19 protein-coding genes and 2 pseudogenes are annotated in these 24,993 nt (G+C 71.8%); 13 read left to right on the top strand and 8 right to left on the bottom strand.

Annotated features, from left to right (window positions below; translation table 11 throughout):
* Positions 1 to 2: 2 nt before the first annotated feature.
* Positions 3 to 326, top strand: a pseudogene (locus JYK02_RS40045) (carboxypeptidase-like regulatory domain-containing protein); the annotation flags it as partial.
* Between the two features lie 270 nt (positions 327 to 596).
* A complete protein-coding gene (locus JYK02_RS31315) occupies positions 597 to 2,276 on the top strand; it encodes a carboxypeptidase-like regulatory domain-containing protein (protein ID WP_242589485.1) in 1,680 nt (559 codons plus the stop codon).
* Between the two features lie 5 nt (positions 2,277 to 2,281).
* On the opposite strand, the gene JYK02_RS31310 is transcribed toward JYK02_RS31315, so the two are convergent.
* The 4 genes from JYK02_RS31310 to JYK02_RS31295 form a co-directional block, all read right to left on the bottom strand.
* Positions 2,282 to 3,742 (bottom strand): PAS domain-containing sensor histidine kinase, encoded by a 1,461-nt coding sequence (locus JYK02_RS31310; protein WP_207056506.1) that lies wholly within the window; start codon positions 3,740 to 3,742, stop codon positions 2,282 to 2,284.
* A gap of 203 nt (positions 3,743 to 3,945) precedes the next feature.
* Entirely contained in the window at positions 3,946 to 5,199 is a 1,254-nt protein-coding gene (locus JYK02_RS31305; protein ID WP_207056504.1) for a hypothetical protein, read from the bottom strand.
* Between the two features lie 140 nt (positions 5,200 to 5,339).
* Positions 5,340 to 7,688: a YfhO family protein gene (locus JYK02_RS31300; protein WP_207056502.1), complete on the bottom strand. Its 2,349-nt coding sequence runs from the start codon at positions 7,686 to 7,688 to the stop codon at positions 5,340 to 5,342.
* Positions 7,689 to 7,809: 121 nt separating this feature from the next.
* Positions 7,810 to 8,613, bottom strand: a complete 804-nt coding sequence (locus JYK02_RS31295; protein WP_207056501.1) for a GNAT family N-acetyltransferase — start codon at positions 8,611 to 8,613, stop codon at positions 7,810 to 7,812.
* A 100-nt stretch (positions 8,614 to 8,713) separates the two neighbouring features.
* On the opposite strand from JYK02_RS31295, the gene JYK02_RS31290 reads away from it, so the two are divergent.
* The gene (locus JYK02_RS31290; RefSeq protein ID WP_207056499.1) at positions 8,714 to 9,136 is read left to right on the top strand and encodes a hypothetical protein; all 423 of its coding nucleotides are present in this window, start codon (positions 8,714 to 8,716) and stop codon (positions 9,134 to 9,136) included.
* Here the strand turns inward: JYK02_RS31290 and JYK02_RS31285 are convergent, their stop codons facing one another.
* Together JYK02_RS31285 and JYK02_RS40575 are read right to left on the bottom strand one after the other, a co-directional pair.
* A complete protein-coding gene (locus JYK02_RS31285) occupies positions 9,137 to 10,465 on the bottom strand; it encodes a ferritin-like domain-containing protein (protein ID WP_207056497.1) in 1,329 nt (442 codons plus the stop codon).
* Between the two features lie 193 nt (positions 10,466 to 10,658).
* A pseudogene (locus JYK02_RS40575) lies at positions 10,659 to 10,883 on the bottom strand (SDR family NAD(P)-dependent oxidoreductase); the annotation flags it as partial.
* Between the two features lie 114 nt (positions 10,884 to 10,997).
* On the opposite strand from JYK02_RS40575, the gene JYK02_RS31275 reads away from it, so the two are divergent.
* The 3 genes from JYK02_RS31275 (at position 10,998) to udk (ending at position 13,835) form a co-directional block, all read left to right on the top strand.
* Positions 10,998 to 11,447, top strand: coding sequence for a winged helix-turn-helix transcriptional regulator (locus JYK02_RS31275; RefSeq protein WP_207056496.1), 450 nt, complete (start codon positions 10,998 to 11,000; stop codon positions 11,445 to 11,447).
* Positions 11,448 to 11,481: 34 nt separating this feature from the next.
* Positions 11,482 to 13,128 (top strand): DUF692 domain-containing protein, encoded by a 1,647-nt coding sequence (locus JYK02_RS31270; protein WP_207056495.1) that lies wholly within the window; start codon positions 11,482 to 11,484, stop codon positions 13,126 to 13,128.
* A 68-nt stretch (positions 13,129 to 13,196) separates the two neighbouring features.
* Entirely contained in the window at positions 13,197 to 13,835 is a 639-nt protein-coding gene (gene udk / locus JYK02_RS31265) for a uridine kinase (RefSeq protein ID WP_207056494.1), read from the top strand.
* A gap of 3 nt (positions 13,836 to 13,838) precedes the next feature.
* Here the strand turns inward: udk and JYK02_RS31260 are convergent, their stop codons facing one another.
* Positions 13,839 to 14,891, bottom strand: coding sequence for an alpha/beta fold hydrolase (locus JYK02_RS31260; protein WP_242589416.1), 1,053 nt, complete (start codon positions 14,889 to 14,891; stop codon positions 13,839 to 13,841).
* Positions 14,892 to 14,926: 35 nt separating this feature from the next.
* On the opposite strand from JYK02_RS31260, the gene JYK02_RS31255 reads away from it, so the two are divergent.
* Positions 14,927 to 15,856, top strand: a complete 930-nt coding sequence (locus JYK02_RS31255; RefSeq protein ID WP_207056493.1) for a hypothetical protein — start codon at positions 14,927 to 14,929, stop codon at positions 15,854 to 15,856.
* 2 nt (positions 15,857 to 15,858) lie between these two features.
* On the opposite strand, the gene JYK02_RS31250 is transcribed toward JYK02_RS31255, so the two are convergent.
* Positions 15,859 to 18,054, bottom strand: a complete 2,196-nt coding sequence (locus tag JYK02_RS31250) for a PQQ-binding-like beta-propeller repeat protein (RefSeq protein ID WP_207056492.1) — start codon at positions 18,052 to 18,054, stop codon at positions 15,859 to 15,861.
* Between the two features lie 97 nt (positions 18,055 to 18,151).
* On the opposite strand from JYK02_RS31250, the gene JYK02_RS31245 reads away from it, so the two are divergent.
* From JYK02_RS31245 to JYK02_RS31220, 6 genes are read left to right on the top strand one after another with little or no spacing between them, the layout of a single operon-like run.
* Positions 18,152 to 20,410, top strand: a complete 2,259-nt coding sequence (locus JYK02_RS31245) for an HTH domain-containing protein (RefSeq protein ID WP_242589415.1) — start codon at positions 18,152 to 18,154, stop codon at positions 20,408 to 20,410.
* Between the two features lie 54 nt (positions 20,411 to 20,464).
* On the top strand, positions 20,465 to 21,388 hold the full coding sequence (locus JYK02_RS31240) for a HEAT repeat domain-containing protein (protein ID WP_207056491.1): 924 nt from the start codon (positions 20,465 to 20,467) through the stop codon (positions 21,386 to 21,388).
* A 3-nt stretch (positions 21,389 to 21,391) separates the two neighbouring features.
* Entirely contained in the window at positions 21,392 to 22,015 is a 624-nt protein-coding gene (locus tag JYK02_RS31235; protein ID WP_207056490.1) for a hypothetical protein, read from the top strand.
* A gap of 5 nt (positions 22,016 to 22,020) precedes the next feature.
* Entirely contained in the window at positions 22,021 to 23,019 is a 999-nt protein-coding gene (locus tag JYK02_RS31230) for a biotin--[acetyl-CoA-carboxylase] ligase (protein WP_207056489.1), read from the top strand.
* A gap of 12 nt (positions 23,020 to 23,031) precedes the next feature.
* Positions 23,032 to 23,802, top strand: coding sequence for a type III pantothenate kinase (locus JYK02_RS31225; protein WP_207056487.1), 771 nt, complete (start codon positions 23,032 to 23,034; stop codon positions 23,800 to 23,802).
* Complete coding sequence (locus JYK02_RS31220; protein WP_207056485.1) at positions 23,799 to 24,941, top strand: hypothetical protein; 1,143 nt, start codon at positions 23,799 to 23,801, stop codon at positions 24,939 to 24,941. Before JYK02_RS31225 ends, JYK02_RS31220 begins: the two co-directional genes overlap by 4 nt.
* Positions 24,942 to 24,993: the final 52 nt, after the last annotated feature.

Genomic DNA, 24,993 nt, shown 5'->3' with positions numbered 1-24,993 from the left:
GCATGCGATGGAGCTGGGTGGGGCTCTTGGCCGTGGTGCTCGCGTGCGCGGAAGCTCCGCGTCCGGTGTTGAAGCGATGGCCGCTGGAGGAGAGGACGCTGACCGTCCGGGCCGTCGATGCACTGGGACAGCCGATTCCCGGGGTGACGCTGCGGGCACGGCGCGCGGATCGCGGCTCCAGCGTCTCCAGGTCGGGCCTCACGGATGTGAACGGGACGGCCCGGCTCCACCTCATGCCAGGGTGGTACGTCGCCCAGGCGGAGGCCCCTGGATTCGTGGGCGTGATTCGTACGGATGTGCGGATTGCCTTCGACACGGAGGCCCGGTGGGATCTGTCCATGGCGCGCGCGGTTCCCTTCGAGGGCCGCGTGGTCGACATGAAAGGGCAGCCCCTCGAAGGGGTCCGTCTCCGGCTTGAAACCCTTCCCATCGAAGACATCCTGGAACCACTGCCGGAAACCCAGAGCGACGCGCAGGGGCGCTTCCGGTTCGACGGTGTGCCCGCGGGGGACGGGTGGCTTCAGCTTCGTGCCGAAAAGGATGGCTGGAGTCCCGTCCTCCTGCGGCGTCGTGCACCGCAACCGGAGCTTGAAGTGATGATGTGGGGACTCAGCTCGCTCCAGGTCCGGGTGCTGGATCCCCAGGGAAGGCCGTTGCCTGGAGGCCCCGCGTCCATCGAGGGGATGGGCGAGTTGCGCGATCTCCCAATGCACCGGAAGGAAACTCCGGACGCCGCTCTCTTCGAGCAACTTCCCGCGGAGCTCTACCGCGTCACGGGGCGGTACGAACCGATGCCGGGCTGTGAGTGGCAGCGCACCCTCGAAAGCCAGGTCCTTCCGGGCACGCGGACGGAAGCGACGGTGAGCTTTCAGGATGTTCCGAACGGTGGACCGTGGCGGGGGCGCGCCGTGGACCTGAAGGGGCGACCGCTCGCCCATGGCGTGGTGACGGCCTGGATGGGCGGGACCGGTGGCGTGGGCATGAGCGGCAGGTGCATGGCCCGCACGGAGGCGGATGGCTCCTTCGCCATTCCCTTCGTCTTCCAGGCCCCCTCCAAGCTGACCTGGTCGGTGAACGAGTCCAGGACGGGCGGGGAAATGGAAGCACGCCCGCCCTCGGCGGCGGACGCGCCGTGGGTGTTCAGCTCCGACAGTGGTGTCTTGAAGGGACGCGTCCTCCGCCCGGATGGACGGGCCGCCTGGTACTTCGAAATCGACGGTCACGCCGTGGCGAATCCACGTGGCGAGTACACCCGGTACGTCTCCGCATCAGGCCCCGTCCAATGGGTCATCGGGAATGTCCACGGCTTCGCTCCCGCGCTGGTTCGCGCCGAAGGGCGCCTGGACGAAACGGTGACGGTCCCGGACGTCCTCTTGGAGGAAGGCCGCACCGTCCGGGGGCGCCTCGTCGCGGCTGACGGCTGGACGAACGTGGCGGGACAGGAGGTCGAGCTGCGTGAGGTGTTCGACCTGGAGGTTCGCGGGCGGCATGCGCCGCGAACGGCCGTGACCGATGAGGACGGGCGCTTCCGGTTCGAGAACGTGGCGTCCCGGCCCCAGTTGATCCGCGTGCACGCGAAGGGAAGGGGAACGGTGCTCCGGCCGCTCCATCCCGAGGACGACTCGGTGAAGTCGCGGCTCGTGGCCGATGCCGAGCTTCAAGGCGCCGTGACGGGTGGCGCGAAGGTTCCCCTGGCGGGTGTGCACCTGGAGGTCCGCTGTGAAGGCGGCTTCGAGGTGGAGGCCACAACCGACGTCGCGGGCCGCTACACGATGCACGTGCCGGGCGACCGCAATTGCTTCGTGCATGCCGTGGCGCGTCCCCTGAATGTGTCCACGCCTCAGCCGCCCCCGGTGTCCTTCGCTCCGCGGCGGATCCGTCTGGGCCCGGGCTCGCATCCGGCCCTGGACATCGAAGCACGGCAAGGGCCGGGGACAGTGCGCGTGCACGTCGAGGCTTCGCGTGAATTCGTCTCGGCGTTCATCGTGCCAGGGGACATCCCCATGCCCGTGTCAGGTGAGGCGCTGGATGCGCTGCTCCGGGAGGGCTCGGGCGACGACTCATGGGATCCGGACGGGGCAACGCCGTCCTTCATGGCCGCCGCGCGCTTCCACTTCGGGCACCTGCCCCTGGGGCGTTACACGGTCTTCGTCCGCGACGAAGTGGACGGTGGGGACTCGGTCACGCGCATGCCCCTGGTCCTGGATGACGCGCGGATGCACACCGTCACGCTGGATCGCCCCGCCTACCGTGGAGGGACGTTCATCCGGCGCTGACGCGCCTACGCGCCCTCCACCGGCAGCGTCACCACGAACGCTGCGCCGCCGCCGGGCGTGTCCTCCACCCAGACGTGGCCGCCGTGGGCTTCCAATATCTGCCGCACGATGTAGAGCCCCAGTCCCAGGCCTCCCGTGCGCGCGGAGCCCTGCACCTGGGCGAAGCGCTGGAAGATGCGCTCGCGCTCGGTGGCCGGGACGCCCGGGCCTCCGTCTCGCACCGTCAGCCGCAGCTGTCCGTCCTGCTGGCGCAGCGCCACGTGCACCGGCGTGCCCTGGCCGTAGCGCAGCGCATTGGCGATGAGGTTGCTCACCACCTGCTCCATCCGGAGCTTGTCGAACCGGCACGGCGCCGGCCCCTCCACGCGCGCGTCCAGCACCACGCCGGCCTGCTTCGCCTCGTCCGCGAAGCGCCCCACCAGGTCCTGCACCACCGGCGCCAGGTCTCCGCTCGCCAGCTCGAAGTCCAGCTTGCCCGTGCGGATGCGGCTCACGTCCAGCAGGTTGTCCAGCAGCGCCGCCAGCCGCTTGAGCTGCCGGTCCGCCGCGTCCAGCCGCGCCGTGACCTTCTCCGAGCTGACGGGCTCCTGGCCCTTGCCCTCGGCCATGCGGCGCAGGAGGTCTATCTGGAGTCGCAGCGACGTGAGCGGCGTGCGCAGCTCGTGGCTCGCCACCGACAGGAAGTCGTCGCGCGTGCGCACCGCCTCCTGCAGCGCCTGCTCCGTCTCCTTCAGCGCCGTGATGTCCAGGATGGCCCCGCGCACCACCATCACCTTGCCGTTCGCGTCGCGGATGACGCGCGAGCGGCTGATGAGCCAGTGCCACGTGTTGTCCGGCCAGTGCGTGCGGAACGTGGAGGAATACGACAGCACGTCGTTGTGGAAGATGGCCGCCACCTGCGCTTCCACCTCCGGCCGGTCGTCCGGGTGCAGCGACGCCAGGAACTGCTCGTGCGTCCACTCCTCCAGGGGCTGCGGGTAGCCGTAGAGCCGGTCATGCCCCTCCGAGCGGAACACCTGCCCGGTGACGAGGTTCGTCTCCCAGACCGCCATCTGCGCGGACTCCAGCGCCACCTGGAACCGCTCGCCCAACTGGCGGAAGCGCTCCTCGGTGCGCGCGACCTCGTTCTCCGCGCGCTGACGGCGGGTGATGTCCGTGGCCAGCACCCACATCTCACCGCCCACCGGCCGCACCGACAGCTCCAGCCAGACGCCCGACGGCAGCTCCGACAGGAACCGCGCGGGCTCGCGCGTGGTGAGCGCGTCCAGCAGCCGCTCGTGCAGCGTCGTGCCGGCCAGCATCGGCTGCGCCGCCCACGGCGTCATGCCCTCGCAGGCGCCATAGGGCAGGCCCAGCAGGGACGCGGCGCGGTGGTTGAGCTCATGGATGGTTCCCTGCGCGTCGAGCGCCAGGAACGCTTCGGCCATCATCTCCCGCAGGACCTGCAGGCGGGTCTGGGCGGACATGCTGGCCTCGTCGGCCGGAAGCGGGGGCTGGTGGGAATCCTTCGGCGTGCGCGCGGAGGTTGCGTCCAGCGAGGACGGGTCGTCCTTGGAGGCGGGGCGGACGGGTTCGAACGGACCACCGGGGAGGGGACTCATCGGGGATGCACGCTCCCGCACGGCCCCGGCGCCCGTCAAGCAAGCGCAGGGGCCGTCCAGGCCGTCTGTCAGCCCAGCGGATCCGTGAGGGGTTCAGGCATGACCCACAGCTCGGTGGGCCGCGTGTAGGCCCCGTCGAACGCGAAGAGGATGCCGTTCCACCGGTCCCAGAAGTCCGCCCAGCTGTACTCGCAGGGTGGGGCGGTGAGGATGTTCCCGTCGCGGTCCGGCTGGGCGTAGGCGTAGTCCGCGTAGGTCCAGCGCACCGTGCCGAAGTCCGTCATCAGGAACGGCGTCAGCGCCTGGAGCACGGCCGAGCGCGACACCTCGTCCGTGGGCGAGCCCGCGGGCGTGAAGACGGGCTGGGCCTGGTCGCGCTGCTCACGCCATGCGACGAAGTTGGTGCCCATGGCGACGAGCGCGTCGCGGCGCGCGGGCGTGGGCGCCAGCCGGGCGTCCTCGTAGAGGGCGAACGCGGCGATGAGCAGGCTCTTCCAGTGCATGCCCGGGAAGATCAGGTCCATGCGGGTGGGGCGCGGCGAGTCCTCCGCGTGCGCGACGGCCCAGGCGTAGGCCTGCTGCGCCTCGGTGTTGTAGGCGTCCACGAGCGTGAACTCGGTGAGCACGCGCGTGGGCGTGATGGCGCCGGTGGCGGCCGCGCGCCAGTCCAGGTACAGGCGCGCCGAACCGCCGATGTCGTTGAAGATGGCCAGGTTTCCCTCGTGGAGCGTGCGCTCCAGCGTGATGACGATGGACTCCACCTTGTCGAGCGGCGTCACGCCCGGAGCGCTCCAGTACATCGCGCCCATGCGCGACGCGGTGGCCAGCAGGGTGCGCGTGTCCGCGAGCGCCGCGGTGTTGAGCGAGCTGGTCAGCACGCTGAGGGCCGTGGCCGCGTCCGTGGTCAGCCCCTGCGCGATGAGCTGGAGGGACAGGTCCTGAAGGCGCAGCCGCACCACGCCGCCCAGCCCCAGCCGGTCCAGCGCGTTCGTCAGCGACAGCGAGGGCTGGAGCCGCGCGGTGTTGATGAAGTGCCGCGCGAGCACCGCGCTGTACATGCCCTTGCCGCCGGCCTGGGACGCGTGCGGTGCGAAGGTGAACCAGTTGGGCCGCGCGCTGCTGGTGCCACCGGGTTGCAGCGTGGGGTCGATGATGCCGCCCAGCTCATACGCGATGTCGATGTAGCCCAGCGTGATGGTGCGGTTGTCCTCCAGCGGCGTGGGCGCGGACTGCGCTCGGGCGGAGGCGGAGGTCAGGAGGAGGAGCGCGCCCAGGAGCGCGAAGGTGGAACGACGCACGTCGGTGCGAAGGGAAGTCGCCACGGTGGAGGTCCAGGGTGGAGGGGGTGGGTTCAAGCTAGGCAGCGGGGACGGCCGTCCAAACCCCGCGGCCCGGCGGGGGATTCGCGCAGCGTTGAGTGGACGACCCTTGGGACAGGCTCGCGCGGTGTTGACGCGAGAGGTCAGCTCCCAACTCCGGCGAGCGCACCGGTCTTCCGGGGAAGTCGGCGTCGGCGCAGGGCTTCCGCCACGGCGAGCCCCAGGAAGGTCGCGGCGCAGAGGCAGACGCCCGGCAGCACGCCCGGCGCGCGGTAGCGCAGCTCCACGCGGTGCGAGCCCCGAGGGGTGGGCACGGCGCGCACCGCCACGTTGGCGGGGAGCAGGCGCGCGGGGGCGTCATCCACGAACGCCGTCCAGCCGGGCTGCCACGCGTCGTTGATCAGCAGCACCGCGTCCTCGGAGGCGTCCACGTTCACGAGGAGGTGCTCGGGCGCGTCCTGTTCGACGCGGAGGTGGCCTTCCAGGAGCGCGTCGCTGGCGCGGGGGAGGACCGGCTCACCGCACTCCACCGCGGCCTGCGCGCTGGAGCGAAAGGCCGCGTCGCGCAGCAGTTCGAGCGCCGCCGATGCATCCGCGACGCACCGGGGCTTCGCCAGGGACAGGCGAGGGCGCGCGTCCGGGTGTTCCACCAGCAGCAGCTCGAAGGCGGGATCCTTCGCCACGATGGCGCCGGGTCTGTGTTTCAGGGCATCGAAGTCCGCCGGGGTGTAGGCGCTGAAGCGCACGCCGAAGACGGGCAACAGCTCCGTGAAGAGGCCGGGCGTGGCGTCCTGGAGGTTCAGCACGCGGGGGCTCGCGGCGGGGAGGTAGGCCTCCGCGGTGCCGATGCCCCACAGCGCGGGGCTGTCCGGGACCAGCATGGCCCGCGACATGAGCGCGACGCTGTCCTGGTACTCGAAGCCTTCGAAGCGCGGCAGACGGAAGCGCTGGATGCGCGACGACACGCGGGGGACGGAGGTTCCGGTGCGGTCGGCCCAGGCCTTCACGGTCTCGATGAACGCCGGTGGGCTGTCGAGCAGTTCCTCGGTGCCGAGGATGACGAGCGGCTCATTCGCGGTGAAGGCCGCGCCCAGTTGCAGCGCCACCAGCACGGCCATGCGCGCGCGGGACTCCGCGAGGCCCGGCAGGACGAGCGCGCAGCCCAGCGCCAGGCCCGCCGCGATGAAGCCCGCGGTGCTGAACGCATGGGAGAGCGTGTCCAGCGTCGGCGCGGGGACCTGGGGCCAGCGCGCGAGCACGAACGCATGCGACCACGCACCCGCCGCGCGTTCGGCGATCGCCACGAGGGCCAGGAGCCCGGCGAGGACCCCGGCCGCGCGAGCCGTCCAGCGCATGCGCTCCGGCGAGGACACGACGGCCTTCCATCCGAACCCCGCGAGCAGCGCGAGGCCCAGGGACAGATGCACAACCAGCTTCTCCGGATACCGGAACGGCCGCCACAGCGGCAGCACGCGGTAGAGCAGCGCATAGAAGGGCAGGGCGGATCCGAGCGCCAGCGCGAGCAGCGCGGTCCACGCCGCGCCGTACGGAGCCCAGCGGCGGAAGGGGATGAAGCGCAATCCCGCCACGGCGAGCACGAACACCGGAACGCCGATGAACAGCGACTCCGACCACAGCGTGGAGAATCCCCCGGTGCGCAGGAGCGGCTTGACGATCTCCTCCGGCACGGCGCGCTCCACGGTGGGGTTCGCCAGGAACGGCCCGAGCAGCAGCTCCGGCAGGCGCAGCGGATCCACCGACCAGCGCAGCGCGTCCTCGACGGAGCTGGCGCCCGGGGCACCGCCGGCGAACACCGCCACGCCCGCGAACAACTGCGGCGCGGCCACTCCCGCGCCCAGGGCCACGAGCCCCAGCCCCCGCCGCACGAGGACCGCGCGAGGCCCGTCCTCCGTCAGCGCGAGGAACAGCACGAACGCGTTCACGAACGCATAGGCCCAGGTGTCACCGGCCAGGAGCACGCCGCCCAGGCCCAGCGCGGCGACGGCGGCACGAGCGGGCGAGGCCTCGCGAAGGAAGCGGACCGCCCCCCAGAGCGCGAAGGGCAGGGTGGCGCCCGCCATCAGGTACGCGAGGCTGCTGGTGAGGCTCACCATGTAGCCGCTGAACGCGAACGCGATCCCCGCGAAGAACGCACCCGCCCGTGGCACCGCGTACAGGCGCAGGAGCGCGTACGTGCCCAAGAGCGCGAGCGGCGGGCACAGCAGCACGGTGAGCTTCATCGCCGTGCCCGTGGACAGCGCCAGCCCCAGCCACTGCGAGGGATGGAACGCGGCGGACAGCATCGTCCCCGGGAAGGACTGGCCCAGGCCGTCGAAGGGATACCAGCCCGGGAAGTCCCCGTGGGACACGCGCTCCGCCCAGTAGCGGCGCAGCGGCGCGTAGACGAGCAGCATGTCCCGCCCGGTGAAGACCTGCGCGCTGAAGACGGCCCGGTGGAAGAACAGGCACGTCAGCCCGAGCGCGGCCCCCACGACGGCCCACGCCGCGCGCGGACCCGGGACTCGTGGTTCGGCGCGGTCGGGGGATGCGGGGGACTCCATCGGGACGCGGATTGTTCCTGGTCGCGGGTGTCCCCGTCCAGCGAGCGATGCTTCACGCCTCCTTCGCGGGCGCGAAGTACGAGCAGAAGCTCGTCACGTCGCGGTAGCCCATGCGCCGGTACACGGGCGCACCGGCGGCGGTGGCATGCAGCACCGTGCGCTCCAGCCCCCACACGCGCTTCGCCTCCTCCAGCGTGCGCCGCATCACGGTCTCCGCCGCGCCCTGCCGGCGGTGCTCCGCGAGCGTCGCCACGAGCGCGACATAGACGATGCCGTCCACGCGCAGTACCGCCGTGCTCGTCGCCGGTGCGCCGTCGTGGCAGCCGACGAAGGCCCGGCACTCGGGGCCGTAGATGCCGGGCGCGGCCAGGGCTTCGCGCCCCATGGCCCGCGGCACGTCGTAGCTGGCGGAGTTCACGTCCGCGACCGCGTTGCGGCCCCACTCGTCCCGCACCTCCCGGAGCTCGAGCGAGGACTGGTGCCGTACCGGCTCCCGCAGTTGGTCCGCCACCATGCCCGTCGTGAGCATCCCCGGCTTGAGCCCCCGCGAGGCGAGCACCGCGTCCGCCTTGTCACGCAGCACCGGGGACAGCCAGTCCGGCGTCAGCGTGAAGGCCCAGCCGTGGGGCCCCTGCGCGAAGTAGCGCGCGGCCGAGTCCACCGCGCGCTCCAGCTCCGCTTCCGTCTCCACCGGCCGCGTCAGGAACGCCATGTTCATCAGGGACCACGCGACGTGGCCCGCGGTGATGAACACGTCCGCCCGCTCCACGACCTCTCCACCGGGCAGGCCCAGCGCGAACAGCCTCCAGGCTCCACGGAACTGCGCGTGTGATTCGTCGATCTCGGCTCGGGACACGGGGCTGCCTCCAGACGGGGTCAAGGGAGTTGGATTCTCCGCATTCCCAGTGGCTCGCGTCTATGTGCGCGGCGGGAGGGGCCCTGCTAAAGCGAGCGGCATGAACCCCATGGAAGGACAGCCCTGGCAGACGACGTGCCGGGTATGTGGCAGGCAGACCTGCCCGAAGCCGGAGGCGGTGGCCTCCTGGATGCGGACGATGCTGGACCGCGTGCACGGGACGCAGATGCGCGGCGCGGGCCAGCGGGGCCTGCGCGAGGCCCTGGCCATGGAGGGCGTGCTCATCACCACGCACCTGGAGGTGTGGTCGCGGGCGCTCGAAGGCGTGTGCCCGGACTGCATCGCGGAGGTGGCCCCGGAGACGGACGCGCGGCTCCAGGACCCGGAGGCGATGCACGAAGCGTCGCTGGAGCGCTGGCGCACCTCCGCGCCGGAGCTGGTCAGCGACGCGGTGGAGTCCGCCGTGGACGACGTGCTCGAAGCCGCGCGCGAGGCCGCCAGGCGCGACAAGCCCACGAGCTGATCAGGCCCACAGCTCCTGCTCCAGCGTGTCGAGCAGCGCCAGCGCGACCTCGGGCGTGGGCAGTCCCGCCTCGGTGACGAGCGCCGCGTCGACCGGCACCGCGACCTCCGCGCGCAGCAGGGCCACCGCGCGCCTGCGCGCCTCGCGCAGCGCCTCCTGCTCCGGAGCGGACAGCCGCGAGCGCACCCACCGGTCGATGTCCCACGACAGGCCCGCGTGCCGCGTCTCGTCCTCGGCGATGCGGACCATGGCCTCACGGACCTCCGCGTCGCGCGCGTGCAGGGCCTGGTGGTGGGCCACCAGCGCGCCGTACGTCTCGCGCACGCAGCCCTCCACGGCGTTGTCCAGCGCCACGGCGTCCAGCGAACGCGGCGGCACGGCCGCGACGGAGGGCGGCGGAGGCGTGGCCCCGAAGCGGCGCGCGAGCCGTCCCGTCATCTCCGTGTGCAGGACCTCGTCCACCGCGCTCGCGAGCGCCGCGTCCTGGAGGCTGGCCTCCGCGCCGTGGAGGGCCAGCTCCTCGCGCAGCCGCAGGAAGGCGTGGATGGACGCGGCCTCCAGGTGCGCCGTCTGGGCGAAGTAGTGCCCCAGCGCGTCCTCGCAGCCGCCCGCGACGGCGCCCTGGAGCCCCACGGGCCGGCGGCCCACGGAGCAGCTGCCGGAGCCCTTCTGCAGCACGTGGCCCTCCACCTCGTTGAGGGTGCCGTCGGTGGACACCCGGACCACGTGCTGCGTCAGGCTGGAGCCCTCGCCGCACACGAAGCCCTTGGTGCCAATGACGTTGAAGCTGCCATCCGGATTGCGCTTCACCGCCCCCCGCTCCAGCGCGTCGCAGCTCAAGCTGTAGCCCGCGGCGAAGGTCAGGAGCGCCGCGTCCTGCGCGGTGTCGACCGTTCCAATCAACTGCCGGAGCGCATCCATCGTCGCCCAGGTCTTCACTTCGTCACCGCGAGTCGTCGCCAGGAAGTAGTCGAAGCAGACCTGGATGCACTCGCCGGTGAAGCCGTCACTGGAGCGCGCCTCGGCCAGGGCGGTCTGACAGGCGGGCACGTCGGTGGCGGTCGCGCACGCTTCGCCGCTGGAGGCCCGGAGCACGTAGGTGGGCGGCTCTTGATCGTCGTAGCTCGTGACCTGGCGCAGCTCGATGTAGTCCTGCGCCGGCTGGATGCTCAGGCCGTCGATGGCGAGCGTCCCCCCTGGCGCGCACTCGACTTTCGAGTACTCCGTCAGGTTCGTGCTGCTGGTGCCACAGCCCGCCAGCACCAGCGGCGTCGCGAGCGAGGCCCGCAGTGCGCGAGAGAACAGATGCCGCAACCGGTTCGTGTTCATGGACGACTCCCGTAGGACGAAGTGTCCCGTGAGCAGAGCAATGGCGATGCCATCGCCGTGCTCCCTCTGCGAGACGCCGTCCCACGGGCCTGTCCGTGCGCTCGGAAAACCGAGGCGCCTTCAGAAACCTGAGGCCCGTATCAAATCGGCTGGGACGTGCGGAACAGGGGCGCACCCAGCGCCCGCCGAAGCGCTCCACCGTCGCCGCCACCGCGTGCTCCAGCGCCGCCGGATCCGTGGCGTCCGCCTGGATCGCCAGCACGTTGCCGCCCAGCTCCTTCACCGCCGCGTCCAGCGTCTCCCGGTTGCGCCCGGTGATGGCCACCCGCGCGCCCTCCGCCACGAACAGCCGCGCTGTCGCCAGCCCGATGCCGCTGTTTCCGCCCGTGATCAGCGCCGTCTTTCCGTTGAGCCGCATCCGAGTGCCTCCGGTTTGAATGGTTTCATGATGAAACTAATTTCCGGATGGATAAAAGGCCTGGTTTCGTTATGCAACCAGTTGTGGCCAGGGCGTCACGGGAAGGAGCGGGTGATGAAGCGGACGAGCATGGAGGGGGCGGCGTGCCCGGTGGCCCGGTCCCTGGACGTCATCGGGGACTGGTGGTCGCTGCTCATCGTGCGGGACGCGCAGTACGGCCTGCGCCGCTTCGGTGAGTTCCAGAAGAGCCTGGGCGTGGCGAAGAACATCCTGACCCAGCGCCTGAAGCACCTGGTGGACCACGGCATCCTGGAGACGCAGCCGGCCTCCGACGGCAGCGCCTGGCAGGAGTACGTGCTGACGGAGAAGGGACGCAGCCTCTTTCCCATCCTCATCGCGCTGGGCCAGTGGGGGCAGGAGCACTGTTTCGAAGCGGGAGAGCCGCGCACGCGGGTGCTCGACAAGGCGCACGGGCAGCCGGTGAAGCCGCTGGAGGTGCGCGCGGCGGACGGCCGGGTGCTGACGGTCCAGGACGTGCGCCTGGAGCCGGTGCCACAAGGTTAGCGCCACGCAGGGCCGGGCTGGTTAGGGTGTGCCCATGACGCGCCCTGCATCGGATTCGTGGTCACTGCCCTGGATGGGGCTGGGGCTGAGCAGCAACCTGAGCGCCTCGGACGTGCCGCATCCGTACCGGTTGCTCGACGCCTCGCCCGGCCTCTTCGACTTCGTGGAGTACAGCGCGCCCATCGCGCTGGAGGAGGCGAAGGAACAGGCCACGCTCTTCCCGGAGATGTGGCGCCGCCGCTCGGACGTGCCGGTCCTCTTCCATCCCGTACACCTGAACCTGTGGGGTCCGGAGCTGGAGCCCGCGTCCGCGTTGGCGCAGTTGGACGCGCACGCGCGCGCGGTGGGCAGCCCGTGGGTGGGCAACGACGTGGGCTGGTGGCACGCGGGCGGCCAGCCCTTCCCGGGCTATCTCTACGTCACGCCGCCGTTCAACGAAGCGGGCGTGCGGGACAGCGCGGCGCACGCGCTCCACATCCAGGCGGGCTTGAGCGTGCCGCTGGTGATTGAAAACCCCGCCGTCCTCGCCACGCGCGGCGGAATGCACGCGCTGGACTTCATGGCGAAGCTGCACGCGCGCACGGGCCTGCCGCTGCTCCTGGACCTGGGCCACCTCTTCAGCCACCAGCTCTCCGCGGGGCTGCCCCTGCGAACGGGCCTGGACGGCTTCCCGTTGGATCAGGTGGTGGAGATCCACATCGCGGGCGGCGTGGTGACGCGCAGGGGAGGGCGGACCTTCTACGTGGATGACCACACGCAGCCCGTGCGCGAGGAGCTGTTCGAACTGCTGGCGGAGGTGCTGCCGCGCTGCCCGCGCGTGCGCGCCGTGACCTTCGAAGGCGACGGCCATCCGCCGGAGGTGGCGCTCGCGTCGCTGCGGCGGCTGCGCGCGCTCGTGCCGAAGGAGTCCCGACCCGCCATCGACTACCCCGCGTCGCGCGAGCCCGTGCCCGCGCTCACCGGGGAGAGCCGCCCGTGGGCGCTGTTCGACGCAGGCCACGGCGTCACGCCGGCCACGGAGGACCCGGACCCCGAGGGCACGCGAGCGGACCGGGACTTCCGGCTGGCGGTGGTGGCCGAGCAACTGGACAAGGACTGGCCGCTGACGCGCCTCTTGCTCGCGGCGACGCCGGAGGGGCTGGAGTCCTTCACCCGCTCGCGCGAGTACCGCGGCCTCTTCGACGGGCTGGGCAAGTCGCTGTCCCACGCCTTCGCGTCCTGGGCACGCAAGCGCGTGATGGCCGCGCCGTCGGACGGGGTGGCCGCCGCGCTGTCGCTGGAGATGATGCTGCCGCACGCCTTCCTCCAGCCGCCCCCAGCTCCCGGTCCGGGCCAGGTGGCGCTGGCCGAGGACGTCCGCCTGGGCGCCTTCCCGGCGGACCTGACGGAGCTCGTCTTCGCCGCACGGGCGTTGCGGCGTCACCTCACCGGGCGTGCGTGGGCCTGCGGGGCCCTGGAGGTGTCCGGCCTGGAGGCCCTGGCGCAGGTGGCGGCCCGGCCGGGCCCGGGCCCGTGGCGCTTCGCCATCCGCCGCAAGGCGACGGGCTTCGAGGTCCTGACGCTGCCGCCCGAGGTGGCTACGGGACTCCAGGGGCTCGCGGACGGTCCGCGTCCGGTGGAGGACCTGCCCGGGTGGCTGCTCGCGGAAGGGCAGGCGCGCGGGCTCTTGCGGCGGGCATAAGCCACGCGCGCTGTCGGGGAGTGAACGGACCCTTGCGCCCACCTGTCTGGTGGGGTACTGCCCGCCGCATGTCGTCACCCCTCGTCGTTGGTATCGCGGGCGGCACCGCATCCGGCAAGACCACGGTGGCCCGCAAGGTGCGTGAGGCCCTCGCCGACTGCCGGGTCGCCTTCATTGATCAGGACTCGTACTACCGGGACCTGAAGGACATGCCCCTGGTGGACCGGCGGGAGGTGAACTTCGACCATCCCGACGCGTTCGACACGGAGCTGCTCGTCAGCCACCTGCGCGCGCTCAAGCAGGGCCAGGCCATCCAGAAGCCGGTCTACGACTTCGTCACGTCGGGCCGCCAGCCGCACACGCACCGCGTGGACCCCGGGGACATCATCCTCATCGAGGGCATCCTCGTGCTGCACATGAAGGAAGTCCGCGACCAGATGGACGTGAAGATCTACGTCGACGCGGACGACGACCTGCGCATCCTTCGCCGCCTCACGCGCGACATCAAGGACCGCGGCCGCGACTTCGACCACGTGGTGGGCCAGTACCTGCGCCACGTGCGCCCCATGCACATGGGCTTCGTGGAGCCGTCCAAGCACCACGCGGACATCATCATCCCGCACGGCGGCAACAACGACATCGCCATCGGGATGCTCGTGGGCGCGCTCCGGGCGCGGCTCGCCTCCCAGCACCAGTCGCAGCGCTAGCGCTCAGCCGCGCAGCCAGCGCAGGAAGTCCTGCACCGGCCCTTTGAGCCGGTGCGCGTCCGACAGCAGGGTGCCGTGGTCTCCCGGCCCCTGCAGCTCCACGAACCGCGCCTGCACGCCCGCCGCCGTGAGCTGGTGGTACGTGTCCCGCACGCGGCCCGCCGGCGCCAGCGCGTCCGTCGCGCCCGCGAGCAGCAGCACCCGCGCGCGGATCTTCGGGAACGTCTCCGTCAGGTCGCAGCCCGCGTACGCGGAGCAGAGCAGCGCCCACGCCACCGGATCGAACGTGTCCGCGAACGACGCGGCCTCCGCCTCCAGCGCCGCCTGCGCCGCCGCGCTGTCCGGATACGCCGTGCCCAGGTGGTCGCGCCCGTAGAGCAGCTTCAGGTAGTCCAGCCGCAGCCGCGCCAGCGTCCGGTTCGGGGCGCGCTCGCGCAGGGGCGGGGTGTCCTCGTTGTCGGGCGCCATGCGCAGCACCTGCGACGTGAGGCCCAGCTTCTCGCGCAGCCCCTCGGGCAGCGCCCGCGCCGCGCCAAGCACCACCACGCCGTCCGCCAGCTCCGGGAACAGCGCCGCCAGCCGCAGCGCGACCAGCCCGCCCAGGCCAATGCCCACCAGCGCCCGCACGCGCGTGAGCCCCAGGGCCTTGAGCAGCGCGGACACACCGCGCGCCATGTCCAGCACGGTCAGCGGCGGCAGCGCCGTGCCCCACGGCGCCCCGGTGTGCGGATCCAGCGTCACCGGCGACGTGGATCCGAACGGGCTGCCCAGCAGGTTGGGCACGATGACCGGCGTCAGCTCCGGATCCAGCGCCTTGCCCGGGCCAATCAGCTCCCGCCCCCAGCCCGAGGGTTGGAACGCACCGTTCACTTCCGTGCTCAAGGCCTGGTGCGAATGGGACAGGTCGTGCAGCACCACCACCGCTTTGCCATCAGACGGTTTCCCGAAGGCCTGCCAGGCAATCTGGGGGCTCCCCAGCAGCTCTCCTTCCTCCAGCGGAAGGGGCACGGTGAACAGTTGGATTCCCTCGGCCTGGGGCACGATGATGGGGCTCATATCATTGCCTGCCCGTACGCACAGGAGCCTGTCGCTTGAAGCGCTACTTCGGAATCATCGTTGTCATCGCCCTGGTGATCGTCGCCGCGGTGGCGAGTCACCGCACCGCCTCCGCGCGGGCCACGGAGGCGGAGCGGGACGCGGACTTCCGCCGCATCCAGTCCGTCTACCTGGAGCGCGTGGGCTGGATGCGCTCCAACCCGGATGAGGCGTCCTACCGGGACGAGCTGAAGTCCTTCTTCAAGGCGTACTTCGACGACGTCGACGCGCACCTGGACCGCTTCCACGGCAACAAGAAGTTCGACAGCTACCTGGCGGAGCTCGAGCAGCGCGAGGCGTCCGGCGGCGAGAAGAAGGACAACCGCGCCACGGACCGCAAGGCCTTCTACGAGTACGCGCGCAAGCAGTTCGACGCCCTGCACGAGGGCCGCTACCGCCCGGTGTGGACTGCCACGGACAAGGGCATGCGCCTGGACGTGGTGTCCAACGACGTGGTGATGGTGATGGGCAAGCCGCAGATCCGCCTGCAGCTGGTGCTCTGGGGCGCGCAGCGCGTGGAGAAGGACGAGGGCAAGCTGAAGAAGATGGTCACCAGCGCCGCGTTCGACACGGTGTGGAAGCTCACCGACGCGAAGGGCAAGCTCTTGGGTGAAATGCGCGGCGCGGATCCGTCGATGAAGATCGACTACCCGGAGCGCCTCATCGCGGAGTTCCCCCCGCAGATGGTGCTGGGCCACTACGACCTGGACCTCCTGCCCTCGGACGTGGCGAAGCTGGAGATGACCATCAACGTCGCGTCGCACGCGGCGTCCGGTGGCAACGCCAACGCCACCTACGTGTGGAAGCTGGACGTGCCGTCGGAGTGGAAGCTGGGCGCCAACGAGACCTGGGAAGGCGCCACGCAGGAGGAGCGGCCGGAGGAGGAGATCGACCCGGCCAAGGCCTCCGCGAAGAAGGGCGAGTAGCCCTATTTCACGACGGCGAAGTGTGAACCCAGCCGGTACGCGGACAGCGTGCCGGCGTCGTCCAGGAAGTACAGGTTGAGGCGCACGTCGGCCTGGAGCGCGACGAGCCCCACCCCCGCGCTCACCTCCGCGAGCACCTGTCCGCCGCGAGGATCCACCGCGCGCACCACCTCACCCGCGATGAGCGTCACGTCGCGGGCGGTGCGCGCGGGCAGCGCGGTGATCAGCGGCTCTCCCGCGGCCCCCACGCGCCAGTCCACCTGCCCGGACAGGGCCACGCGGGCCGCGGCCCCGGACGCGCTCGTCACCACCACCGCGCGCGGCAGCGGCGCCAGCGCATAGGGCCCGGGCCCCAGGTGCAGCGCGCGCTCCCAGACCTTGCGCCCACGCGAGTCCAGGCACACGAGGAACCCGTCCTGGTCGCGCATGCCGGCCAGCAGCACGCGCTGGCCCACCGGCAGCGGCGTGGAGGGCAGCATGAGGTCCGGCTCGAAGGTCCACTGCGCCTCGCCGGTGTGCGCGTCCGCCAGCAGCATCGCGTGATGCGAGCCGCGCCCCAGCAGCGCCAGGAAGCGCCGGCCCCACGCCACCGGCGGCCCATGGAAGGGCAGCGGCGAGCGCAGCCGGTAGCGCACCTGACCGTCCTCCAGGTCCAGGCCATAGAGGTAGCCCGAGTCCGTGGACAGGAGCGCCCGGTGCCCCTGCGTGGCCAGCCATCCGCGCTGCGTGCGCGGCGGGGCCAGGCGCCACACCTCGCGGCCCGTGGCCTCCGCGAAGGCAACGGCCGTGCGGTCCTCCGACAGCGTCAGCAGCAGCCCGTCCTGCCGAAGGAGCAGCGGCCCCAGGGGGATGCCGTCATGGTCGTGCAGCCACCGCGCACCCGCGCCCCGGCCGGTGAAGCCGAACACGCGCGTCCCGTCCGCCGCCACCGCGTGGCCATCCGCGGACGCCGCCACGCCCAGCGACGCGGCCCGACGCCACAAGAGCGCACCGTCCTTGCGCGAGAACGCGCCCGCGAGCCCCGGCGCGCAGTACACCGGTCCATGCCGGCCCAGCAGCAGCCGCGCCTCCTCTGGCTCCTCCAGCCCGCGCTGCTCCCACAGCTTCTCGAAGCGCAGGCGCTTGAGCTTGCCGGGCACCTTCAGCGGACGGGACTCCGCGCGCGCCGGCGGCGTCTTGCGCTCGCGCGCTTCACCTTCCGCCTCGGGCGGCTTGTGGGCCCCACGCAGGTGCGACAGCCCCTCGCGGCAGCGCTCAGCCAGCTCCACGAGGTACGGGTTGGAGACCTGGACCCGGTGCGCCTCCGCGAACGCCAGGCCCAGCGCCTCGCCCAACTGGAAGAGGGCGGACAGCAGCTCCGAGGGCTCCAGCTCGAACCAGGTGCCGGTGGGCCCCAGCTTCGCCCGCCGCCCGGGGAGGTCCAGCGTCAGCAGGGGGCGCACGCCCGCGGGCTCGAACTCGAAGCGGGCCTCGCCCAGCTCCACGGCCCGCGCCAGCTCCACCGCCTGGCGGGACAGCTCCAGCACCGTGAGGAACGGCGGCCCCGGCGCGCGCCACGCCTGCGGCCGGCCCGGCAGCGCGAGCCACACCTCGCCCGCGCCCAACAGCGGCGCCAGCGCCCCGGAGGTGCCCTTCGACGGCGCCTCGCGCGAGGCGGGGGAGATGTCCTTCAGCTCGAAGCCGAACCCCGGCACGGAGACGGGCTCGATCCGCAGTGGGGTAGGGGGAACGGGCTTCTCTTCCGCATGCGGGGCGGCCTTGCCCAGGCCCTGGAGCGCCTCGCCCAGCTTGCGTGCGGCCGTCGCGGACAGGGCCTTGGGCGCGAGCTTCGTCACGTCCTGGAGGAAGCGCTGACCGCTCTGTCGGGTGGCCTTCGTCAGCTCCTCGGCGTCCACCCGGATGGGCGGGCGCAACAGGTGCGCGGGCCGGGCGAGGCTGGCCACCGACAGCTCGATGTCCGGACCGACCCGACGCAACACCAGCTCCAGGTGCGCCTCCGTCAGCGACACCTGCGCCAGCCGCCGCTTCCCCGCGTGCAGGGCCGCCACCGCCTCCACCAATGCGGGGACGACCTCCGCCAGGGGCTCCTCCACCGCCCCGGACAGCAGGTTCACGCCATCAAGTTCCAGCGCGATGGAATCGAGCGGGGAAGCTGACGGTTCGCGCTTCCAATGGTGTCCGATGCGGAGACGGGTCATTGACGTTCGTTGACAAGCCAGTTTAGCGGTGGCTAGCATCCGCCGCCCATACGGACCTACATTTTTGTAACCGTTCGGAATTCTTGGGGAATACTCGATGACATTTTACGAGGCCGCGCTCAGGGTACTGGAGAGCGAAGGTCGCCCCCTGCATTTCCTTGAAATCACGGAGAAGTCCATCCAGCTGAGCCTGCTGTCCCACATTGGCAAGACGCCCGAAGTGACGATGCTGTCGCGGCTGGCTGCCATGGCGCGGAGGACGCGGGATCGCAAGGTGATCGTCACGGCGAAGGATACCTTCGCGCTGACGGACTGGTCGCTCTCCGAGGACGTCGAGGCACTTGCACAGACGGGCGTGATGGAGCCGCATCCGGAGGAGGAGCTTCCTCCGCTGCGGCCGGTGGAGCGCCACCCGGAGCCTCGCACGGACAACGTCCGCGCGTCGGGCCGCGGCACGGAGCGCAAGCGCCGCCGGGACGAGGGCGACGAGGAGCGGGGTGGACGCCGCAAGCGCTTCCCGCCGCTGCCGGAGGTCGTCTTCGAAATCCTCAGCGAGGCGGAAGCCGGGCTGCGCACGGATCAGCTCATCGAGCGCGCCAAGGCGAAGGAGCTGTGCGCCGAGGAGACCACGGTGGAGGCGGTCCTCACCGCCCTGCTGGAGGACAACCAGCGCCGCATCGACGCGGGCCGCCGGCCCCAGTACGCCTTCAACCAGGAGACCGGCGAGGTGTCCCTGGAGCGCGCGGGCGCGCCGAGCGAGGCGCCGCCCCTGGAGCTCCAGGCCGCCTTCGCGCAGGCCCTGGGCATCCCGCTGGAGGGGGGCCGCCCGGTGCTGGGCAAGCCCGCCGCCGCCGGGGAGCCGCTTGTCGACGAGGCCCTCATCACCACCGCGCGCACGGCCCTCAAGGACGCGCGCCGGGCGGTCGCTCGCGGGCTGCGCAAGCGCCTGGGCGACGCGGACGTGGGCACCTTCGAGAAGTCCGTCGTGAAGATGATGCACGGGCTGGGCTTCCGCGAGCTGAAGGTCGCGAAGCGCTCCAAGGAAGGCCCCCTGCTCACGGCGCGCAAGCGCGAGGGCAGCGTGGAGCTGCGCTACGCGGTGCGCATGCTCAAGGGCATGCCGGGCATCGACCGCAAGACGGTGCAGGAGCTGCGCCGCGACCTGGGCCACTACTCGGCGCAGGTGGGCCTGCTGGTGAGCGCGGGCGAGGTGCGCGGCGACGCGCGCTCCGAGGCGCAGGCCTCAGGCTCGCTGGTGATGCTGTGGTGCGGGGACGCCCTGGGCGAGAAGTTCCTGGAGGCGAAGACGGCCGTCACCGTCACCCAGGTGGAGCTGTACGACATCGACGAGCGCTTCTTCGAGGCCGCGAAGCTGGACGCCGAGGAGGCCCAGCGCCGCCGCGAGGAGCGCAAGAGCGAGAAGCAGGCCCGCGAGGAGGGCGGTGGCGAGGTCGAGGTCGCCGCCACCACCGAGCGTCCGGAGCGCGCCGAGCGTCCCGAGCGCGCGGACCGTTCCGAGCGCTCCGAGCGCTCCGAGCGCCGCCGCGACCGTCAGCGTGAACGGGCCGAGGCCCGCGACGCCGCCCAGGCCGGCACCGAGGGCTCCGAGGCCAAGGCCTCGCCGGTGGCCCCCGTGCCGCCGGCCGCCGCCGGGTTCACGCCCGCGTCGGAGGAGGACGAGTCCGAGGAGGGCGACGACGAGGGTGAGGACGAGGACCTGGAGGCCGCCAGCGCCTTCGTGGGTGGAGCCAAGGAGGGTGCCGAGGGTGGCTCCGCCGAGGCCAACGCCTCCGAGCGCAAGCGCCGCCGCCGCCGTCGCCGGGGCCGTCGCGGCCGTGGCACGCGCGGAGCGGAGGGCGCGCCCGCGGGTGAAGGCGCCGCCGCTTCCGGTGAAGCCGCGGCCAGCGCGGATCAGGCCGGTGCCTCCACCGTGGCGGCGCTCGCCTCCGGTGAGGGCGGGGCGACCTCGGGTGGCATCGCCGCGCCGTCGCCGGGTGGCAGCGTCACCGGTGAGCAGGTCGCGCTCGCGGGTGAGGCTCTGCCGGTGAGCACGGACGCGTCCGCCAGCCCTGCCAACGAGGAGTCCGCCGCCACGCCGCCCGCCGTGGGCAACGTCTGGCAGGCGGGCGAAGCGGTGCAGTCCGCGCCGGAGTCCGACGACGTCGCGCGGGCCCGGGCGGACGCCCACGCCTCGTCCGACGCGGTGACCCCGGTCGCCGGACAGGCGCTGCCTCCGGAAGAAGCCGCCGCCGAGGCGTCCTCGCAGCCCGCGGAAGTTCGCGAGGCCCGCGAGGTGCACGAGGCGCCGGTGGCCCCCGCGACGGATGGCTCGTCCGAGGGCAACAAGGAGGGCTGATCCCCCGCACGGAATCGGGTGCGGTGGACGCGGGAGTGTTAGCCTGGGGGGGCCATGAAGCCGGCCCTGCTGCTTACCTCCTGCGTGCTGTTCCTCGGGGCCTGCCGCTCGCAGGCCCCGCGCTATCCGGTGGCGCCGGTGGAGCTGGCCGGGGCCACCCTGCAGGACAACGCCCTCTTGGGCTTCGGTCCTGAAGGCGTGCGGGACCTGTTCGACGACGCGCTGGAGTCCTCCGGCCGCTTCGAGCGGGTGGGCGAGGACGTCCCCAAGCCCAAGAAGGCCCGTCCCTGGAGGCTGTCGCTGGAGGTGCCCTTCACCCGCGAGGTGCTGAAGGACGGCAACCCGCACAGCTTCGCGGAAGTGGGCGCCAACCTGTCCCTGGAGCGCTTCGGCGGCAACACCCCCCAGCGCTACGAGATCGTCGGCCTGGGCGAGGCGGCCGTGGAGGAGGACTCGGCGGAGGGGCGGCGGGCGGCCATGCGCGGCGCGCTGGAGAGCGTGCTGCGGCAGGTGACGGAGTCCGCGGTGCTGCAGCTCGCCGCGCTGGAGCGCACGGACGAGGCGCTGGTGGCGGACCTCCAGGCCTCCGACTCGCGCATGCGCGAGTTCGCCCTGCGGACGCTGGCCGAGCGCAAGCACCCGGCCGCGGCGCCGCTCCTGATTGACCGCCTCAAGGACACCAGCGACGCGGAGCAGGTGCGCCGCACCATTGGCGCGCTGGCGGAGATGAAGGCGAAGAGCGCGGTGCCGGCGCTCATCGATCTGGCGCGCGGCAAGGACTCCGGCTTCCTGCAGGAGATCGTCTTCGCGGTGGGCGAGATTGGCGGCCCGGAGGCGGAGGCGTACCTCTACACGGTGGCCCAGGGCCACGACACGCCGTCGGTGCAGGCCGCCGCGCAGCAGGCGCTGGACACACTCTACGCATCACGCAACCACGCAACCGCGGAGGCGCGTGGCCAGGGCCACGCGGACCCCTAGCGCATGAAGCAGCCGTCCCTGAAGCAATCGCTGTCGATGGTGGGGGGCCTGGCCCTCCTGGCCTCCACGCTGGTGGGCTCCGGCTGCGCGAAGCGCGTCGAAGCGGACGCGCGCCCCTCGCCCGAGTCCATTGGCCAGTACTACCCGCTGGCCGTGGGCAACGCGTGGACGTACCGCATTGACGGCCGCGACGACAAACCCGTCACGGTGGAGATCGTCAAGGAGCAGGACGGGTACTTCGTGGACAACCAGGGCGGCCAGCTCACGGTGGACGCCTTCGGCCTGCGCGACCCCAAGCGCTACCTGCTGCGCGGCCCGCTGGAGGCCGGACGCGGCTGGAACAACGTCGTGTCCGTGTCCTCCACGGAGCGCTACCAGCTGGTGCAGGTGGGCTTCGCGTGCAAGGTGCCCGCGGGCTCCTTCCCCAACTGCGTGAGCGTGGAGGGCCGCAACAAGGTCGACGCGCAGACGACGCTCGTGAACACGATGACCTTCGCCGCGGGCGTGGGCCTGGTCCGCGTGGACGTGGCCACGGAGCACGAGGGCAAGCGCGTGCCGCAGACGGAGCTGGAGCTCATCTCCTACAAGGCGGACGGCGCCAGCACTCCGGCCCCTCCCGCGAACTGAAAGCCGTGGAGACACCTGAGCTCACGCAGGACGCGCGCATCCTCAACTTCCTCGCGGAAGGAGGGGAGGGCTTCATCTCCGGCGAGGCGCTGTCCACGCGGCTGGGCCTGTCGCGCACGGCGGTGTGGAAGCACGTGGAGGCCCTGCGCCTGAAGGGCTACCGCATCGAGGCGGTGCCCGCGAAGGGCTACCGGCTGACGGGCCGGCCGGACCGGCTCTCCGCGCTGGAGGTCCACCCGCTGCTCGCCACGCGCGCGGTGGGCCGCGTGCTGCACCACCACGACACCATCGGCTCCACCAACGCGGCGGCCTTCCGGCTGGCCCAGGATGGCGCCGTGCACGGCACCGTCGTGGTGGCCGAGCAGCAGACGGCGGGCAAGGGACGCCGGGGCCGCGCGTGGGTGTCGCCGCCGAACCTGAACCTGTACTTCTCCGCCATCCTGCGCCCGGAGCTGCCCCCGCAGCGCGCGCCCGAGCTGACCCTGGTGGCGGCCGTGGCCCTGGCGGAGACGCTGCGCGAGGCGGGCGCGGACGCCGCCATCAAGTGGCCCAACGACGTCCAGATTTCGGGCCGGAAGGTGGCCGGCATCCTCACGGAGCTGTCCGCCGAACCCGAGCGCGTGCACTTCGTCATCGTGGGCGTGGGCGTGAACCTCAACTCCGGCGAGGAGCACTTCCCCGAGGAGCTGCGCGCCACGGCCACGTCGCTGTCCCTGGCGCTGGGGCGGCCCGTGCTCCGCGCGCCCTTCGCCGCGGGCCTGTGGACCCGGCTGGAGACCTGGCTGGACACGTACCTGGCCACCGGCTTCGACGCGGTGCGCACCCGGTGGAAGGCGCTCTCCAGCACCCTGGGGGTGCCCGTCCGGGTGCGGACGGACCGGGGGGACTGGGAGGGGTTCGCGGAGGACATCGACCCCACGGGCGCCCTCATGGTGCGCATGGCGGACGGCCGCGTGGAGCGCGTGCTGGCGGGGGACGTGGAGCAGCTGCGCCCCCAGCGCTAGAGTGCGCAAGCGATGCTCCTGGCCATCGACGTCGGCAACACCAACACCGTCCTGGGCGTGTACGAGGGCCGGCGGCTCCTGGACCACTGGCGCCTGGAGACGAGCGCCCGCAGGAGCGCGGACGAGTACGGCATCGTCGTGCGCCAGCTCTTCTCCTGGAGCGGCATCGACGCGAACGGGGTGAAGGCCGTGGCCGTGTCCAGCGTGGTGCCGCCGCTCCAGTTCATCCTGGAGAAGATGAGCGAGCGCTACTTCAAGACGCGCCCCATGTTCGTGGGCCCGGGCGTGAAGACGGGCATGCCCATCCTCTACGACAACCCGCGCGAAGTGGGCGCGGACCGCATCGTCAACGCCGTCGCCGCCTACGAGAAGCACCACCGCGGCCTCATCGTCGTGGACTTCGGCACCGCGACGACGCTGGATGCCGTCACGCCCAAGGGCGAGTACCTGGGCGGCGCCATCTGCCCCGGCATCAACATCTCCATGGAGGCCCTGTTCCAGAACGCCTCCAAGCTGCCCCGCGTCGAGTTCGCCCGGCCGCCGCACGTGGTGGGCCGCAACACCGTGCACTCCATGCAGTCCGGGCTGGTCCACGGCTACGTGAGCATGGTGGACGGCATGTGCGCGCGCATGGAGGCGGAGATGGGCTTCTCCGCGAAAGTGGTGGCCACCGGGGGCCTGGCCCCGCTGGTGGCCAGTGAATCGAAGGCCATCCAGGAGGTGGATGAGTTCCTCACCCTGGAGGGGCTGCGCATCATCTACGGAAGGAATCACGCGACATGAGCACCGCCGCCGACCCCAGCATTCCGGCCCCGCCCCCGGGCTGCCCCTTCAACGCGGAGTTCCTGCCGCCCAACCTGCGCAAGCACGTGGACCCCAACGCCCCCGTGCCCCTGCGGATGATGGCGGCCAAGTCGCTGGTGCCGCTCAACCCGGCGGACATGCTGGGCGCGCTCTACATGCTCACGTTCGACCCCGAGGCGAACGTGCGCGAGACGGCCGCCAAGACGGCCGCGGCCCTGCCGGACCGCATCCTTGGCTCCGCGCTGCGCGACGAGGGCGTGCAGCCGCCCGTGCTGGGCTGGTTCCTGGGCCTGCTCAAGGACAAGGAAGCCTACGCGGAGATGCTCGTCCTCAACTCGGAGACGCCGGACGACGCCGTGGCCAGCGTGGCGTCCACGTGCAGCCCGAAGGTGGCGGAGATCATCTCCCAGAACCAGCTGCGCCTGCTGCGCAACGAGGACATCATCCGCAACCTGTGCGCCAACCCCGGCGCGCCGGTGTCGCTGGTGGACAGCGTCTGCGACTTCGCGGTGCGCAGCGGCCTGGTGCTGGCGGACGTGCCCGCGATGCAGGCCGCGCGCGTGCGCATCTACGGCCCGCAGGCCGCCGCCGCGCCGCCGGATCCGGGCCCCACCGCGGAGGAGGTGCTCCAGGAGCTGGGCACCGAAGCGCAGTCCGAGGACGCCGCCCCCATGGAGGAGGGCAAGCGCCTGACGCTCGCCCAGCGCATCATGAAGATGTCCATCGCGGAGAAGATCAAGCTGGGCACGCTGGGCAACAAGGAGGCCCGCTCCGCGCTCATCCGCGACACCAACAAGCTCGTCTGCGTGGCCGTCATCCGCAGCCCCCGCATCACCGACGGCGAGGTGCTCGCGTGCGCCGCGAACCGCGCCGTCAACGAGGACGTGCTGCGCGTCATCTACAACAACCGCGAGTGGACGAAGATGCAGAAGGTGAAGCTCGCGCTGGTGAAGAACCCCAAGGTGCCGCTCACCGTCACCATGAAGTTCCTCAACACGTTGCGCGACGCGGAGCTCAAGGATCTGTCCCGCGACAAGAACGTGCCCGCCGCCGTGCAGTCCTTCGCCAAGAAGCTGCACGAAAAGAAAACGGCCCCCAAGAAGGAGGCCGGGAAGTAACGCGGGCGCTGTGCTGGTGGGGGAGGGCGGTTGCCCGCGCCTTCCCCCAGGC

The sequence above is a fragment of the Corallococcus macrosporus genome, from assembly GCF_017302985.1.
Lineage (GTDB): Bacteria > Myxococcota > Myxococcia > Myxococcales > Myxococcaceae > Corallococcus > Corallococcus macrosporus_A.
Note: the sequence above shows the minus strand (reverse complement) of the source record. Positions and strands in the feature narration are given on the sequence as shown.